This window comes from Chryseobacterium elymi, from assembly GCF_003385495.1.
GTDB classification, from domain to species: Bacteria; Bacteroidota; Bacteroidia; order Flavobacteriales; family Weeksellaceae; genus Chryseobacterium; species Chryseobacterium elymi.
This window is the reverse complement of the sequence record NZ_QNUH01000012.1, coordinates 14,118-28,754: the sequence shown is the minus strand read 5'-3', so window position 1 is coordinate 28,754 and position 14,637 is coordinate 14,118. Positions and strand designations below refer to the sequence as shown.

Here is a 14,637-nt window from a genome sequence, read left to right as displayed (position 1 = left end):
TTGCATTTTTGCAGTTTCCATTTTTAAATATAAAAAAAGATATACGATATGGATAAGATCAAAGATACAAGAAGTTTTATGAGGGTTACACATCGCTATCTGGGTTTTTTTCTTGCAGGAATAATGGCAGTTTATGCATTGAGCGGAGTATTACTCGTTTACAGGGATACTGATTTTCTTAAAAAAGAAAAAAAATATGATAAAACTATTGCAGTTAATCTTACAGAGAAAGAGCTTGGAAAAGAACTGAAAATCAAAGGTTTGGAAGCAGAAAAAACGGAGGGGGCTATCATCTATTTTAAACAGGGAACCTACGATGCATCTACCGGAAAGGCAAAATATTCTAAAAAAGAACTTCCATTTGTTCTGGACAAAATGGTTAAACTTCATAAATCTCAGTCAAAAGAAACATTATCACCTCTGAATACATTTTTCGGGATCTCTTTATTTTTCTTTGTGATCTCCAGTTTCTGGATGTTTAACCCTAAAACAAAAGCTTTCAAACGCGGAATAAAATTCACCATTGCAGGCCTTATTATTTCGGTCATTCTTTTGTGCATTTAAATTATAAAATTATCAAAAAAAAGACTATATAATTCACATTTCGATTACCCACAAATTAACATTTATTCTGAGTTTTTATCTAAAATTAAGAAGCTTGGCACATTTCTTGTTTTTTGTTTAATCTACAAATGGTAACATTTAATTATTAAAATAATAAATTATGAAAAAACTAATCTTTGCAGGAATATTGGCAGCAACAGGTTTGACTGCAACAGCTAACGCTCAAATTCAAAAAGGTAACTGGCTGGTAGGAAGTAGCCTTTTAACAAGTAATTTTGGTTTAAATACTGGTGGAGGATATAGCATTGCTATTCAGCCTAAAGGTGCTTATTTTATAGAAGACAATGTTGCAGTGGGTGGATATGTTAATTTAGGAATTAGTAAAGTTACTAATGGCAGTCCAACAAGATTTGATTATGCAGTGGGTGGATTGGGTCGTTATTATCTGTCTCCGGGTGAAAAAGGAGTGGACAATTTATTAAATCACGGACGTTGGTTCTTTGAAGGTAATGTTGGAATCGGAGGATCGTCTGTTGAAAACGGTAATTCTACAACAGGTCTTGACTTTGGTGTAGGCCCAGGTTACTCTTACTTTATTACTCCAAACATCGGTTTAGAAGGACTGGTTAAATATCAGGGTCAAGCTGGATTTGGTAGTGAAGGTTTAAATTCTAATATTACATTCAACGTAGGATTCAGTATTTATTTACCAACTTCAAAAGCTAAAGAAGTAGCTAATGATTTAAAATAATCACTTTATATTCACTTGAATAAAAAAAATGAAATCGCCCCGAAATATTTCGGGGCGATTTTCGTACAAATTAAAACTAAACTATAAAAAATCAAATAAATCATGTATTGGGTTGGGGCGTATATCTCAGATACGGCTTTACTTCTGTCACTCCTTTTGGAAATATCTTTCTGGCATCTTCTGTTGAAATAGCAGGCGGTACGATAACATCATCTCCATTTTCCCAGTTGACAGGTGTAGCTACTTTATATGAATCTGCCAGCTGAAGAGAGTCCAGCACTCTGAGAATCTCATTAAAATTCCTTCCTGTAGAAGCAGGATAAGTAATGATCAGCCTTATTTTTTTGTCAGGATCAATGATCAGTAAAGACCTTACGGTAGCTGTCGCTGAAGCTTTAGGATGAATAAAGTCATAGAGCTCCGAAATCTGCCTGTCTTTATCTGCAATAATAGGAAACTGTACCTCCGTATTCTGGGTGTCGTTAATATCTTTAATCCAGCTTTGATGGTCTTCTACTCCATCTACACTTAATGCGATAACTTTTGTTCCCCTTTTATCAAATTCCGATTTCAGCTTTGATGTATATCCCAGCTCTGTAGTGCATACCGGAGTATAATCTGCAGGATGTGAGAATAAAATCCCCCACGAATTCCCTAAAAATTCGTGAAATCTAATATCGCCTAAAGATGTTTCGGCCTGAAAGTCCGGTGCTGTATCTCCTAATTTAAGTGACATAATATTTTGCTTTGTTAGTCTACAAATTTAGTAGACTTTTTGAGACTGGCAAAATTTTTGTTGAAATTTATTTATCTTTAATAAATTTTTTTTCATGCAGAACAATGGATACAGCTATCTAGATGTTATTTATAAGGTTTTGGAAAGCTGGTATATGAGGTTTGCCGAGCTTACGCCAAAGCTTATCGTTGGAATTTTAGTATTTTCTTTTTTTCTTCTTACCAGTAAATACTTAAGTTTAGGTGCTGTAAAATTATTTCACAAATTTTTACCTAAGAGTCAGAAGGAAAGCTCTCTTGTTACTTTAATAAGCGTATTCAGGTTTCTGATCATGCTAATGGGAACCTTTATCGCGCTCGAAATAATGGGCTTCAGCGGTTTCCTTTGGAAGTTTATCGGGAGTTTAGGAGTAGCCGGGGTGATTGCCGGGGTGGCTTTGAAGGATCTGGTATCAAGTATTTTTTCAGGAATGTTGATCGGAATTGACAAAGCATTTAAAATTGGAGATTACATTACGATCGGAACACATTCCGGAACGGTGCAGGAAATAGGTTTTTTAACAACAAAAATTATTACCGATGACGGAAAGAAAGCTTACATCCCCAATCAGGTAATTTTCAATGCCCCTTTTTACAATATTACAGCCTCGCCGCAGCGCAGGGTTATTTTAAACTTCGAAATCCCTGCGGATGAAGATATCAGTAATGCTCAGAAAGGGATGCTGGATGTGATTAAAAAACTGGATGGTGTAGACAGGCTGGATACTTCGGAAGTTATTTTCACTGATTTAAAACAGGGTAATTTCAATCTTCAGGTTAAATTCTGGATGAGAGTAGGAGCCAATATGGTTCAGGTAAAAAGTGAAGCCTACCTGAAGATCAAAGAACGCCTGGATACAGACAATATTAAACTGGTAACGCCTACAAGCATCAGCATTACGAATGGAGAATCTCTTCCTGCCGAAAATCAGGACAAATAAAATATCAGCCGCTTTTTTTAAGCGGTTTTTTTATGCTTCAAATTATTTCTGATACTTTGATTTAAAGGTACATCTCTGATGTTATCGGGCTACAAAAAATTAAATTCAACCACAAAAGTCACAAAAGTTCTTTGACACTTAAGTTATTTTAAAGTTAAATAGATTGTGCATAGAAAGTACACTTAAGTTTTTAAGAAAATCTTTGATTTTCTGCTTATGTGAACTTATTGTTTTCAGGATGGTAAAACTTTTAAGCTAAAGTGATCTAAAGTGTTTAACATGAAAAACGTCTGTGACTTTTGTGGTAAAAAAGGAAACCGTTCCAAAATGAAACGGTTTTCTGTATTATTTAAAAGTTAAGGCTTATGCTAAAACTTCTTTTACTTTGTTTGCAGCTTCTTCTAAAGTAATTGCTGAATGTACAGGAAGACCTGAATCGTCAATTAATTTTTTAGCTTCTACAGCGTTAGTTCCCTGCAATCTTACGATCAAAGGAACAGGAAGGCTTCCCATAGCTCTGTAAGCATCTACAACCCCCTGAGCCACTCTGTCACATCTTACGATACCTCCGAAGATATTGATCAGGATAGCTTTTACGTTAGGATCTCTCAGGATAATTCCGAAAGCTGTCTGAACTCTCTGAGCATCAGCAGTACCTCCTACGTCAAGGAAGTTAGCAGGGTTACCACCTGATAATTTGATGATATCCATCGTTGCCATTGCAAGGCCAGCTCCATTTACCATACAAGCAACATTACCGTCAAGCTTCACGAAGTTAAGACCGGCTTCACCCGCCTCAACATCCATTGGATCTTCTTCTCTTGTATCTCTTAGTTCAGCTAAATCTTTGTGACGGAATAATGAGTTGTCGTCCAAAGTTACTTTAGCATCAACAGCGATAATTTTGTTATCAGAAGTCTTTAATACAGGGTTGATTTCAAAAAGAGAGGCATCAATTCCAGTGTAAGCATTATAAAGAGATGCAATGAATTTTGTGAATTCTTTGAATGCGTTTCCTTCAAGACCCAGGTTGAAAGCAATTTTTCTGGCCTGGAATCCCTGAAGACCTAAAGCAGGATCAATAATTTCTTTGTGGATTAAATGAGGAGTTACTTCTGCAACATGCTCAATATCCATTCCGCCTTCAGTAGAATATACAATTGTATTTTTACCTTCAGCTCTGTCTAAAAGAATAGAAACATAAAATTCTTTAGTTTCAGATTCTCCAGGATAATAAACGTCTTCTGCAACCAAAACAGAGTGTACTTTTTTACCTTCAGCAGAAGTTTGTGGGGTTACCAACTGCATTCCGATGATGTTCTGTGCATTTTCTTTAAGCTTATCCATGTTTGGAGAGAACTTAACACCACCACCTTTACCACGACCACCTGCGTGAATCTGTGCTTTTACAACCCAAGCCTGAGCTCCGGTTTCAGCAGTAAGCTTTTCTGCAGCTGCTACAGCTTCGTCTACATTATTCGCTACGAAACCGCGTTGGATAGCTACTCCATACTTTGATAAAATCTCTTTTGATTGATACTCGTGAAGATTCATATTATTTTTATTATTTTATTTTAAAATTTAAAGGTTGACAAATTTACTAAAAAGACATGGAAGTTCAAGTTTATTGACTTAAAAATTAAAGTGCGGTGAACTTGATTTTTAACATGTTTACAAAATTTGCTCTATTCTTCGGATAATTTTTCAGACTGCGAGCCGATGAACGGTATTTTCGGAGCCAGGAAATACCCTGTTAAACTGGCAAAAAGTATCGGAACGAAATAGGTAAAGCCGGTTAAAGTTCCCAGAATAATCGTAGTACTCATTGGCGTTCTGGTCACACAGGCATTAATAGCAGCCATACAGCTCACAATGGCTAAAGTAGTATCAACCGAAGGAAACAGCTGGTGAAGAATCAGCCCTAAAGTGGTGCCTACAAAAAACAGCGGGATAATGAAACCTCCTCTCCACCCTGAAGTCACGGTAATCGCAATGGCTATGATTTTAAAAACCAGAATGACGATCAAAAAATTCAGGGCAAAATTCCCGTTGATCAGCTCATTGATCTCATGATGACCAAAGTATCTTGTAATCGGAAAATTATAAGCAATAACGCCTAAGAGAATTCCTCCAACCAGAGTTTTCATATAAATCGGGAAAGCTCTGTATTCAAAAACTTTTTTGAAGAATTTTACTACGAAAATAAATATCCACCCGAAAACGGTAGCCACTACCCCGAATAAAAAGGCATAGATAAAATCATACACTCCTGAATAATGATAAGCCTTCAGATCCCATGTTGCGCCAATTCCCAAATGAATGATCAGAGCAAACATCACATAACTGAAACAGCTCGCAACCAGTGCTGGAATAATAGCTTTATAATACTCCACCGCATGTTTGTGGTGCAGAATTTCAAGAGAAAAAAGGCTTCCTCCAAGCGGTGCGCCAAACAAGGCGGTAAAACCAGAAGCCATTCCGGCAATGCTCAATGAACGAAGTTCCTCTCCTTTCAGCCTGAAAATTTTCCCCAACCAGGTTCCGGTAGATCCTGTTACCTGAACCAAAGGTGCTTCAGGACCTAAACTTCCACCCGATGCCACACAAAAAAGTGATGACAAAATCATGGAAGGATTATTTTTCGGCTCTAATTTTCCTTTATTAAACCTGATATTATTAACGATCAGATGGATTTCTCCGGGATCTCCGATGAAATGAATCACAAGTCCTGCCAGCAAACCGCACACAGCCATGGTAGGGATAACCATCCAGCCTTGAAATCCAGCTAGAAATTCAGTAAAATGTTCCAACACGATCCAGTAACCTCCTGCAATAGCTCCTCCCACAAGACCTGTAAAAGCCCACATAAAAAAAGTCCGGCTGAATAAAAAAGGATTGAATCTTATGGGTTGATCCAGAAGATTCAATGTTTTTATTAACCGTCTTCTTCTATTGATTTTCATTTGAATTGATTTTTATACATTTCTGCTCAATGGTCAATTTTGCCTCGCAAGTGAATGGTGAATAGTCAATCTGTTAAAATTCACAATTGACCATTGACAATTCACATCTACTAATAGCCTAAATTCTGTTTTTAGCAAAGTAAAGAATAAGCATTCCCCAGCTTAGGATCATAAAAAGCCCTCCCAGCGGAGTAACAGGTCCTAAAAATTTAAGGTTTGCCCCCAGATAATCCTGCAGACTAAGGAAATAAATACTGAAAGAAAATAACATGGTTCCCACAATCATCAAAATGGAAGTCCATTTTTCAGACGAAGTTTCAAATTTTAAAATATATCCGATGATCAGTAAGAAAAATGCGGCATACATCTGGTATCTCACTCCTGTTTCAAAGCTTTCAAGTCTTTCTACAGACAATATTTTTTTTAAAGCATGTGCTCCGAAGGCGCCCAGAATCACAGACAGCATTCCATACGCAGCACCAAAAATTAAAGTAATTGTTTTCATTTTTATAATTCTTCTAATTCTAGATTTAAATATTTTTTTGTTTTATAATCCTGCCAGGTTCCGGTAATCTTGCTACCTTTTTTATTAGCCTCAATAAAAGCCCTCGGAATCCATTTTTCCAATTCTTCATCATAGCGGTCATTTTCCGTAATGGAAATATGATTTCTTTTCATCTTTCCGTTCCATTCTATCAGTTTTTTATTTTTATCATACCAATACATGGCAGAAAAAGCATGTTCTTCATTATCCGTGTAAAGATGTTTGATCAGGACTGTAATGGGGTATCGATCAATTTTTCCTTTCAACAGCTTATACTGGAAACTTGTTGCATCAGTTTTTTCAGAACCTGACAGAAGATTTTTTGCGTAAGGACTCCAATATTTTTCTAGGTCTTTATAAGAAATTTCAATGCTGTGACTTCCCAGATCATCCAATGCTCTCATCGCATGATTGGAACATCTTCCTGCAACGAAAGTCAATTGATCCTTTCCAAAACGGAACTCAATATATTCCAGAGTATGTTCTAAAAAACAGTCTTCATAGATTGCTATCTGCTCCTGAATTTCTTCTGTAGGATTTTTATCGGCTTTCAACTCTTTAAGAAAATCATCAACTCTTTTCCTAATTTTCTGATTGATTAAGTTTTCAATCGTTTTAACAGCGTTGGGCTGAAATAAATCGGGACAATTAATAAAATTTCCTGTTCTGAGATCAAAATTAATCCATTTGGAAAAACCTTCCGGATAAGCTCCCGAAGCCTCGCCATCTATACCAATACTTAAAATATTTTTAGGGGTTTCTAATTTTTCCCAACTGTAAAAATAGAGATAATTGGTATAGGAATTGGTCGCAGTGGCAGCCTTTTTAAAAGGATCAGGGCCTGAATTCGGTACATATTCCAGTTCATTGACCTGCAGAAAGGTATTGATTTTATTTTCAGCCAAAGGATTTCCGGGATAGGAAACAACCGGAAAAACAGTATCTTCAGATTTCGGCTGCAAATCACTGATTTTTACATTTTTCTGCTGAGAAAAACTTAAACCAGAAATTATCAGGAAGAATACCATTTTCTTTCTCATTATTTTGAATGAATGTAAATTAAAATCAGTTTTGCCACCAACGTCGAGATTCCTAATATAATAAAGAGATTGGAAAGCTTTTTAGAATTTCTAAAGCCCGGTGACGTTGTTTTCTTCAGGAAGATTCCGAAGATGATAAATACTATAGGTAGGATAATCTGCAGCATCATTGAGCTCTTAATCTGTTAAATTCATGAATAACCTCATGATGGCTTACCGTTTTGTCTTTAAAATAGTTCACAAAATGCTGTTTTTCCTCTTCCGTCGCCCCCATTTGGTTTAGAATATTCAACAGATGCATCTTCATGTGCCCTTTCTGGATACCGGTTGTCACCAAAGAACGGAGAGCTCCGAAATTCTGGGCAAGTCCGGAAACAGCCAGAATGCTCATCAATTCCTGCGCAGATGGTTTCCCAAGTAATGCCAAGGAGAATTTTACTAATGGGTGAAGGTTCGTAAGTCCTCCAACTACTCCTACAGAAATGGGAAGATCGATCCAGAATCTGAAAATTCCATTGTCTGTTGTACAATGCGTTAGAGATCTGTACTGTCCGTCTCTCGCTGCGTAGGCATGAGCACAGGCTTCTGTTGCTCTGAAATCATTTCCTGTAGCGATTACTACTGCATCTACCCCATTCATTATGCCTTTATTATGTGTGGTTGCACGGAAAGGCTCTATTTCAGCAATGGTAACGGCCTGTTTGAATTTTCTTGCGAATTCTTCATTCGAAATCCCACTGTCATCTTTTAAATCTTCAATTTTACATGAAACCTCAGCTCTTACGAGACAGTCCGGTGTAAAGTTGGAAAGAATATTCATCACGATCTGAAGCGAGTTTTTTTCTTCCTGTGTGAAATCTTCACTCGTTGCAATCTCCTGCTTCATTGTTTTTCCAAACTGCTCAAGACACGAATTGATAAAATTCGCACCCATGGAATCTACCGTATCAAAGCTTGCTTTAAGCTGATAATAATCAGGCATTTCTGAGGTTTTATCAATTAATCTGATATCCAGAATTCCACCGCCTCGTTTTCTCATATTGGCGGTAATATCTTCTGTGGCTTCAAACAGTTTTTTCTTTAATTTGAAATTAAAAAAATGTAAAAGCTTATGAGACTCTACATTGAATATGAAGTGGGTATGTCCTAGTTTTTCGTTATTGATGATGGTTGTCTTGAAACCTCCTTTATCAATCCAGAATTTAGCGGCTTTTGAAGCGGCTGCTACTACTGAACTCTCTTCAACGGCCATTGGAAGAGCAAATAATTTCCCGTCAATTAAGAAATTCGGGGCAATTCCGTAAGGCATATAGAAATTGGAGATCGTATTTTCAGAAAACTCTTCATGGAGTTTCTGAAGATCAGCATTTTCGTTCCAGTATTGTTTTAATATATTTTGATATTCTTCGTTTCCTTCAAGGTATTCGCTGACAAGCCAATCGATTTTCCCCTGCTTTGTAAGTTTAGAGAAACCTTCTACCGGTTTATGATTCATAGCATAAATTTAATAAGTGTAAAGATAGTAATTTTGAAAGTCTCTGTTGTTGATAACTTCTATTGAAAAAAATTGATATTTATCAATTTTGGAACTACTTTTGAACAGAATTTAGATACAAATTATAACATCCTTCTGAAAAATGAATTTTGAACGCCTGAAAGAAAAACTCGAAATCCTTGCGGATGCAGCGAAATATGACGTTTCCTGCTCATCAAGCGGAGGTACGAGAAAGAATAAAAAAGGTGCTTTAGGAGACAGTTCCGTAAGCGGGATCTGTCATACCTATACAGAGGACGGGCGATGTGTTTCCCTGCTCAAAATCCTGCTGACCAACCATTGTATCTATGACTGTGCCTACTGTGTATCCAGAAGTTCCAATGATATTAAGAGAGCAGCCTTCACTGTGGAAGAGGTAACAGATTTGACCATTAATTTTTACCGCAGAAATTATATTGAAGGACTTTTTTTAAGCTCTGGCATATTTAAAAACGCTGATACGACGATGGAACGTCTGGTAAGAGTGGCAAAAAAATTACGTTTAGAAGAAAATTTCAACGGCTATATTCATTTAAAATCTATTCCGGGAGCAAGTGATGAGCTAATGCAGGAAGCCGCTCTTTATGCGGACAGATTATCTATCAATCTTGAAATTCCTACAGAAAGCGGACTGAAATTATTAGCACCTGAAAAAAACCGTCAGGATATGCTGAATCCTATGAAATATATTCAGAATGGAATTGCTCAATATAAAGATGAAAAGAAAATTTTCAGAAAGGTTCCTAAGTTTGCTCCGGCAGGACAATCTACGCAAATGATCGTGGGGGCAACCAATGAAAATGATTTGCAGATCATCAAAGTGGCCGATCATTTTTATAAAAATTTCAGTCTTAAAAGGGTTTATTATTCCGGTTATGTTCCTGTTCTGGAAGATAAAAGGCTTCCTTCTCTTACTACGGAAGTTCCGATGCTTCGTGAAAATCGCTTGTATCAATCGGATTGGCTGATGCGTTTTTATGGTTTTAAAGCTGAGGAAATTCTGGATCCTCATATGCCATTTCTGGACCTGGAAGTGGATCCTAAGCTCAGCTGGGCTTTGAGGCATCTTCACCAATTCCCTGTTAATCTGCAGACTGCCGATTATCAAATGATTTTAAGGATTCCGGGAATTGGCGTAAAAACTGCGCAGAAAATCATTCAGGCACGTCGTTTTCAGGTCTTAAATATGGATCATTTGAAAAAGCTGGGTGCTGCTGTCAACCGTGCAAAATATTTTATTGATTTCAATGCTGGAAATGCTTACTTGAAATATTTAACAGATAAAAATTTGAGAAAGCTAGTTGTAGGCGGAAGTTCTTCCAAGTTTCACAATCAGTTTTCACAGCAACTAAGTTTGTTTTAAAACTGATATCTCCCGTATCAAATTTATTTTTTTGAATAATATTCCCATACTGTTTTGGCGATATTTGCGATCGTTTTTTCTGTGGCTGCTCTATCTTCTGTAATATTTTTCAGGTAGATGGAAAGTATAAAATGTTTCCCGTTGGGAAGCTTTACAATCCCCACATCATTCATGGCAGCTCTGAGATTTTTTTCATTGGTCCCGGAAATCCCCGTACGGTGTGCCAGTTCAGTACCTTCAGGCAAGCCTGCTTTCATCCATGTCAATCCTCTGGATGTTTCCACCATGATGGTGTACAGATATTTTGTTGTAGCTTCCTTTAAAATTTTTCCTTTGTAGAATTTATCAAGAAGTTCGGTAGTTGCAATAGGCGTTGTAGTGTTACCGTATAGATTTTCCCCGGACATTTGTTGTTCGTTGAATCGTATGGTAAAATCTTGAATCCCTTTTTTATTAATGAATTTTTGAACCGTTTGCGTTCCGCCAATGATCTCCAGTAATATATCGCAGCCGTTATTATCACTGTGCGAAACGGTATATCTCAGCAGCTGATCAAGGGTCAGATCCATATTCCCTTCAGGAAACCCGTCTCTGATCGGGCTCCAGGTATTAGGATGAAGTTCTTCTTTTTTAATGAAAAATTTCTGATTCAACCGGAGTTTCCCTTTATTCACCTGATCCAGAACGGCTAATGCAATATGAAATTTAAAAGCACTCATCATCGGCATTCTCTTATTTCCATTGATGCTCAAAGTATCTTTATCTTCAATTCCTTTGACAGAAATTCCAAACGTTGCATTCTTCGTAGATATTATTTGCTGCAATTCTTTTTTTAATTGCTGAACTGACTGTGATTTCAATTGAAAACTGATCAGACAGATCAGGGTTAAAAGAATATTTTTTATCATCTTTACCATCTGTATTTTATACATTCTGCTACTGTTTCAAAGAAACAAAATAAAATACTAAGAAGGACTCATTTTTGTATTTTAAAAAAAATATTTGTATTCCAATGACAACATTACTTTATGACGGAAGTTTTGACGGACTTTTAACTGCTGTATTTGAAGTTTTTGAATACCGGTATCAAGATGTGGGAATTGCCAGTAAGGAAAGGTTTCATCAGGAAAATATTTTTGCCGAAATTCATACAGTGATTACACAAAGCGATAAAGCGGAAAGAGTATTCAACAAACTGGAACAGCATATCGGAAGATCAGGCGTTCAACAGCTTCTGAAAGTTTTCCTTTCCGAAGATCCGGAACGGGAGCATCTTATTCTTTCTGCTGTAAAACAATCCATCCGGCACCCTGGGAAAAATATTCTTCAGAATTATGCAGATGAAGAGATGCTTAAAATTTCAAAGATCTGTAAATCTGTAGATCGTGAAAGGCACAGAATGACGGCTTTTGTACGATTTGAAAAAATGCAGGACGAAGTTTTCTTTGCAAAAATAGATCCTGATTTCGATGTTCTTCCACTGATCCGAAAACACTTTAAAAACCGCTACCAGGACCAGAAATGGATGATCTACGACCTAAGACGGAATTACGGAATTCTATATGACCTGGAGAACTGTGAGTTTTTTTATCCGGATGAAAAATTGGATCTGCACCGATACCAGGAGAAGTTTCATGATGATGAAAACAATTATCAAAAGTTGTGGCAACGGTATTTTACAAAGACCAATATTGTGGAAAGGAAGAACCTTAAACTTCATATTCAACATGTTCCAAAGAGGTATTGGAAGTACTTGACGGAAAAACGGTGATTTAATGATATATTAATTCCTATCTTTTTGAATTGTTCGCAAAGCTTTTTTGATAATATACATGGTTTCTTTTGTTGGGCTTTCCCGGAGCCATCTTTCACAGGTTTTTGTTACAAATTCTGGACAGGATTTACTGGCGTCGTTCAGCCAGTTCCCTACGCTGTCCTGAACGTATCTGGATGAATCTGATTTCATGGGTTCTAAAATTTCAAGCCCCAATGCAGGATTCTCTTTTAATTTTTCAATATGTGCACACCAGACTCCACGTGGTCTCGTTGACTCACTGGCAAAGCGTCTGATGTATTCATCTTCGTGATCAGTCCACTCTGACAATATGAACAGGCTTTCTTCGAGATCGTCTGCAATCTCAGATCTCACTGCCATCCAACAAATTTCTCTTACTCCAAAATGTCCGTCGGAAGCAAACTGCTGTATTTTCTCCAGTTTTTCTTTTATAGTTAAAGCATTATTTCTTCCCACCATATAGGTTCCCCAGCATCTTACAAGATCAGATGTATGCCCGGAAACAATGGGTAAAAATTCATCATCATTATTTTTTAAGACTTCATTGAATATGCCAAGACCAATCGCTTCATTAATGGTATTAACCGTTTGTTTTTTCAGATTACTGACGTCTTTTAATATAGGTTCTAAATATTCCTTTCGGTTCTGCTGCAAAAGAAAATTCTCCAACAACTGTTTTTGATCTACAGCCAGCCATTCTGTAAGATTCACACTTTCAATCTTTCCCTGATTCAGTTTTTCAAGGATATCATCAGGGATGTCTTTTATGGAGCGGGCACCTTTTCGTTTTTCTGTCATAATACTTTAATCAGTTCTTCAATATCCAGTCTGTTCATGTAATTTACATCTAAAAATCTGAAAATAATGTACCCATTTCTGTCCACTACAAATACAGCAGGAATCGGCAGGGTGTTTTCTTCATTATTATTAAAATCTGTAAGCTCAATACCGAGGCTCTGATAATAAGGTAATATAAAATCCGGCAACTGAAAAACAATTCCCAACTTTTTCGCAAAAGTATTGTCGGCATCCGTCAAAACATTAAAACCAAGATTGTTTTTCTCAGCCGTCGTTCTGGAATGATATAAAGTTTGTGGAGACACTGCGGCCAAAAAAGCATTCTCATTTTTTATTCTTGAAAGAGTTTGCTGTAAAGACCTCAGCTCAAGATTACAGTACGGGCACCAGTTTCCTCTGTAAAAAGCCAGGATCATTTTTTCTTTTTTAAGAATTTCTCCAGACGATATCATTTGCCCCATAGTATTGGGAAGAGAAAATTCGGGCATTTTATCACCTACTTTAAGGCTGCCTTCTTCCAGATTTCTGGTTTTCAATTCTTCTATAGACTTTTCAAATGCCTGCAAAACCTCGTTTGGAAGCCGGGAAGACAATGTATGATTCAATTCGTCAATCTGTTTAGCCAGAATATTCATCTTTTAATTTTATTATTTTTACAAAGGTCTAAAAGTGAATCAAAATAGACAATAACGCATATTTTCCACCCATAGGGGTAAAAAAGTCAATTTTATGAAAACAAAGGAGAAAGCTGAAGAAAATAAAATCTGTCCACTGGAAATAGCCGTGAATACCATTAGTGGAAAATGGAAAATCCCAATTGTATGGCAGATCCATGAAGGCAAGAAACGGCCTAGTGAATTTCTTCGGGGGATTGCCAAAGTAGACCGTAGGGTTTTAAATCAGCAGCTCAATGAAATGGTAGAAGACGGTATTCTGACCAAACAGTCTTTTAATGAGCTACCTCCCCGGGTAGAATATACATTGACCAAGCTTGGAAAAAAACTGGTAGAGATTCTCTGGCAGCTGAATGACTGGGGAAAACTTTTGATTCCTGAAGATGAAAAGGCTTAGATTATTCTATGATTTTTTCACTTTCATTCTTAATTTCTCCCTTTTCATTTATTCATTTTCAAAATCTCAGATATTTGTGATTACATTATGGCTGAATAAAACTACATGAAAAGAATTATTCCGATAGTGGTCACTATAGATTCACCTCAGCCTGCAGTAACGACAAATCTTTATTTGCCCGGAAGATAGAAATTGCAGGAACCCGGATTTCCAAAGCTCCATCCATTTCAATAAAGATAAAAAAATACGATCAGGAAAAGGATTTCCGCTCCTGAAGGTTATATATGGACTGAAAATAACCGGACACTTTCGGTTATTTTGTTGAAAATTTTAAACTGAAACCTTGTGGCAGTCCGATCATAAAATATGATGAAACACAAGCTGCAACACAAAATTTACATGAAGCTGTTCTTGGTATTTATATCTTGATGTAAATTCTCAGAAAAAAACAACGAAGTATTTTTTTAAGCCTTCAAATTTTAGAAGCTTTTAATTATTT

At 36.7% G+C, this 14,637-nt stretch carries 15 protein-coding genes; 6 read left to right on the top strand and 9 right to left on the bottom strand.

Annotation, left to right across the window (positions count from 1 at the left end):
- Positions 1-48 precede the first annotated feature (48 nt).
- Both DRF60_RS14295 and DRF60_RS14290 read left to right on the top strand, forming a co-directional pair.
- Positions 49-564 carry a hypothetical protein gene (locus tag DRF60_RS14295; RefSeq protein ID WP_116012698.1) on the top strand — a complete coding sequence of 172 codons (516 nt, stop codon included), beginning with the start codon at positions 49-51 and terminating at the stop codon, positions 562-564.
- A gap of 160 nt (positions 565-724) precedes the next feature.
- Positions 725-1,315: a hypothetical protein gene (locus DRF60_RS14290; RefSeq protein WP_116012697.1), complete on the top strand. Its 591-nt coding sequence runs from the start codon at positions 725-727 to the stop codon at positions 1,313-1,315.
- A 100-nt stretch (positions 1,316-1,415) separates the two neighbouring features.
- On the opposite strand, the gene DRF60_RS14285 is transcribed toward DRF60_RS14290, so the two are convergent.
- Positions 1,416-2,051: a peroxiredoxin gene (locus tag DRF60_RS14285; RefSeq protein ID WP_116012696.1), complete on the bottom strand. Its 636-nt coding sequence runs from the start codon at positions 2,049-2,051 to the stop codon at positions 1,416-1,418.
- Between the two features lie 94 nt (positions 2,052-2,145).
- Here DRF60_RS14285 and DRF60_RS14280 point away from each other — a divergent pair, with 94 nt between their 5' ends.
- On the top strand, positions 2,146-3,030 hold the full coding sequence (locus DRF60_RS14280) for a mechanosensitive ion channel family protein (protein ID WP_116012695.1): 885 nt from the start codon (positions 2,146-2,148) through the stop codon (positions 3,028-3,030).
- Between the two features lie 363 nt (positions 3,031-3,393).
- Here the strand turns inward: DRF60_RS14280 and sucC are convergent, their stop codons facing one another.
- The 5 genes from sucC to DRF60_RS14255 all read right to left on the bottom strand — a co-directional run bounded on the left by sucC (position 3,394) and on the right by DRF60_RS14255 (position 9,072).
- Positions 3,394-4,584: an ADP-forming succinate--CoA ligase subunit beta gene (gene sucC / locus DRF60_RS14275; RefSeq protein WP_111955165.1), complete on the bottom strand. Its 1,191-nt coding sequence runs from the start codon at positions 4,582-4,584 to the stop codon at positions 3,394-3,396.
- Positions 4,585-4,715: 131 nt separating this feature from the next.
- A complete protein-coding gene (locus DRF60_RS14270; protein WP_116012694.1) occupies positions 4,716-5,993 on the bottom strand; it encodes a chloride channel protein in 1,278 nt (425 codons plus the stop codon).
- Between the two features lie 118 nt (positions 5,994-6,111).
- The gene (locus DRF60_RS14265) at positions 6,112-6,498 is read right to left on the bottom strand and encodes a DUF423 domain-containing protein (protein ID WP_111955169.1); all 387 of its coding nucleotides are present in this window, start codon (positions 6,496-6,498) and stop codon (positions 6,112-6,114) included.
- Between the two features lie 2 nt (positions 6,499-6,500).
- Entirely contained in the window at positions 6,501-7,577 is a 1,077-nt protein-coding gene (locus DRF60_RS14260; protein WP_116012693.1) for a hypothetical protein, read from the bottom strand.
- Between the two features lie 166 nt (positions 7,578-7,743).
- The gene (locus tag DRF60_RS14255; RefSeq protein WP_116012692.1) at positions 7,744-9,072 is read right to left on the bottom strand and encodes a hydroxymethylglutaryl-CoA reductase, degradative; all 1,329 of its coding nucleotides are present in this window, start codon (positions 9,070-9,072) and stop codon (positions 7,744-7,746) included.
- A gap of 142 nt (positions 9,073-9,214) precedes the next feature.
- Between DRF60_RS14255 and DRF60_RS14250 the strand changes: the two genes are divergently transcribed.
- Entirely contained in the window at positions 9,215-10,474 is a 1,260-nt protein-coding gene (locus tag DRF60_RS14250; protein WP_116012691.1) for a putative DNA modification/repair radical SAM protein, read from the top strand.
- Between the two features lie 23 nt (positions 10,475-10,497).
- Here the strand turns inward: DRF60_RS14250 and bla are convergent, their stop codons facing one another.
- Positions 10,498-11,382 (bottom strand): class A beta-lactamase, subclass A2, encoded by an 885-nt coding sequence (bla, locus tag DRF60_RS14245; protein ID WP_116012792.1) that lies wholly within the window; start codon positions 11,380-11,382, stop codon positions 10,498-10,500.
- 104 nt (positions 11,383-11,486) lie between these two features.
- Between bla and DRF60_RS14240 the strand changes: the two genes are divergently transcribed.
- On the top strand, positions 11,487-12,245 hold the full coding sequence (locus tag DRF60_RS14240; protein WP_116012690.1) for a TIGR03915 family putative DNA repair protein: 759 nt from the start codon (positions 11,487-11,489) through the stop codon (positions 12,243-12,245).
- A gap of 12 nt (positions 12,246-12,257) precedes the next feature.
- Here the strand turns inward: DRF60_RS14240 and DRF60_RS14235 are convergent, their stop codons facing one another.
- Positions 12,258-13,067, bottom strand: coding sequence for a DNA alkylation repair protein (locus DRF60_RS14235; RefSeq protein ID WP_116012689.1), 810 nt, complete (start codon positions 13,065-13,067; stop codon positions 12,258-12,260).
- Positions 13,064-13,702: a peroxiredoxin-like family protein gene (locus DRF60_RS14230; RefSeq protein ID WP_116012688.1), complete on the bottom strand. Its 639-nt coding sequence runs from the start codon at positions 13,700-13,702 to the stop codon at positions 13,064-13,066. Before DRF60_RS14230 ends, DRF60_RS14235 begins: the two co-directional genes overlap by 4 nt.
- A gap of 94 nt (positions 13,703-13,796) precedes the next feature.
- On the opposite strand from DRF60_RS14230, the gene DRF60_RS14225 reads away from it, so the two are divergent.
- Positions 13,797-14,138, top strand: a complete 342-nt coding sequence (locus DRF60_RS14225) for a winged helix-turn-helix transcriptional regulator (protein WP_116012687.1) — start codon at positions 13,797-13,799, stop codon at positions 14,136-14,138.
- The last annotated feature ends 499 nt before the right edge of the window (positions 14,139-14,637 follow it).

Coding starts and splice junctions, on each gene's coding strand:
- DRF60_RS14225 (WP_116012687.1), top strand. CDS start 13,797: ATGAAAACAAAGGAGAAAGCTGAAGAAAATAAAATCTGTCCACTGGAA.
- DRF60_RS14255 (WP_116012692.1), bottom strand. CDS start 9,072: ATGAATCATAAACCGGTAGAAGGTTTCTCTAAACTTACAAAGCAGGGG.
- DRF60_RS14240 (WP_116012690.1), top strand. CDS start 11,487: ATGACAACATTACTTTATGACGGAAGTTTTGACGGACTTTTAACTGCT.
- DRF60_RS14265 (WP_111955169.1), bottom strand. CDS start 6,498: ATGAAAACAATTACTTTAATTTTTGGTGCTGCGTATGGAATGCTGTCT.
- DRF60_RS14230 (WP_116012688.1), bottom strand. CDS start 13,702: ATGAATATTCTGGCTAAACAGATTGACGAATTGAATCATACATTGTCT.
- DRF60_RS14290 (WP_116012697.1), top strand. CDS start 725: ATGAAAAAACTAATCTTTGCAGGAATATTGGCAGCAACAGGTTTGACT.
- DRF60_RS14235 (WP_116012689.1), bottom strand. CDS start 13,067: ATGACAGAAAAACGAAAAGGTGCCCGCTCCATAAAAGACATCCCTGAT.
- DRF60_RS14295 (WP_116012698.1), top strand. CDS start 49: ATGGATAAGATCAAAGATACAAGAAGTTTTATGAGGGTTACACATCGC.
- DRF60_RS14280 (WP_116012695.1), top strand. CDS start 2,146: ATGCAGAACAATGGATACAGCTATCTAGATGTTATTTATAAGGTTTTG.
- sucC (WP_111955165.1), bottom strand. CDS start 4,584: ATGAATCTTCACGAGTATCAATCAAAAGAGATTTTATCAAAGTATGGA.
- DRF60_RS14260 (WP_116012693.1), bottom strand. CDS start 7,577: ATGAGAAAGAAAATGGTATTCTTCCTGATAATTTCTGGTTTAAGTTTT.
- DRF60_RS14270 (WP_116012694.1), bottom strand. CDS start 5,993: ATGAAAATCAATAGAAGAAGACGGTTAATAAAAACATTGAATCTTCTG.
- bla (WP_116012792.1), bottom strand. CDS start 11,382: ATGATAAAAAATATTCTTTTAACCCTGATCTGTCTGATCAGTTTTCAA.
- DRF60_RS14250 (WP_116012691.1), top strand. CDS start 9,215: ATGAATTTTGAACGCCTGAAAGAAAAACTCGAAATCCTTGCGGATGCA.
- DRF60_RS14285 (WP_116012696.1), bottom strand. CDS start 2,051: ATGTCACTTAAATTAGGAGATACAGCACCGGACTTTCAGGCCGAAACA.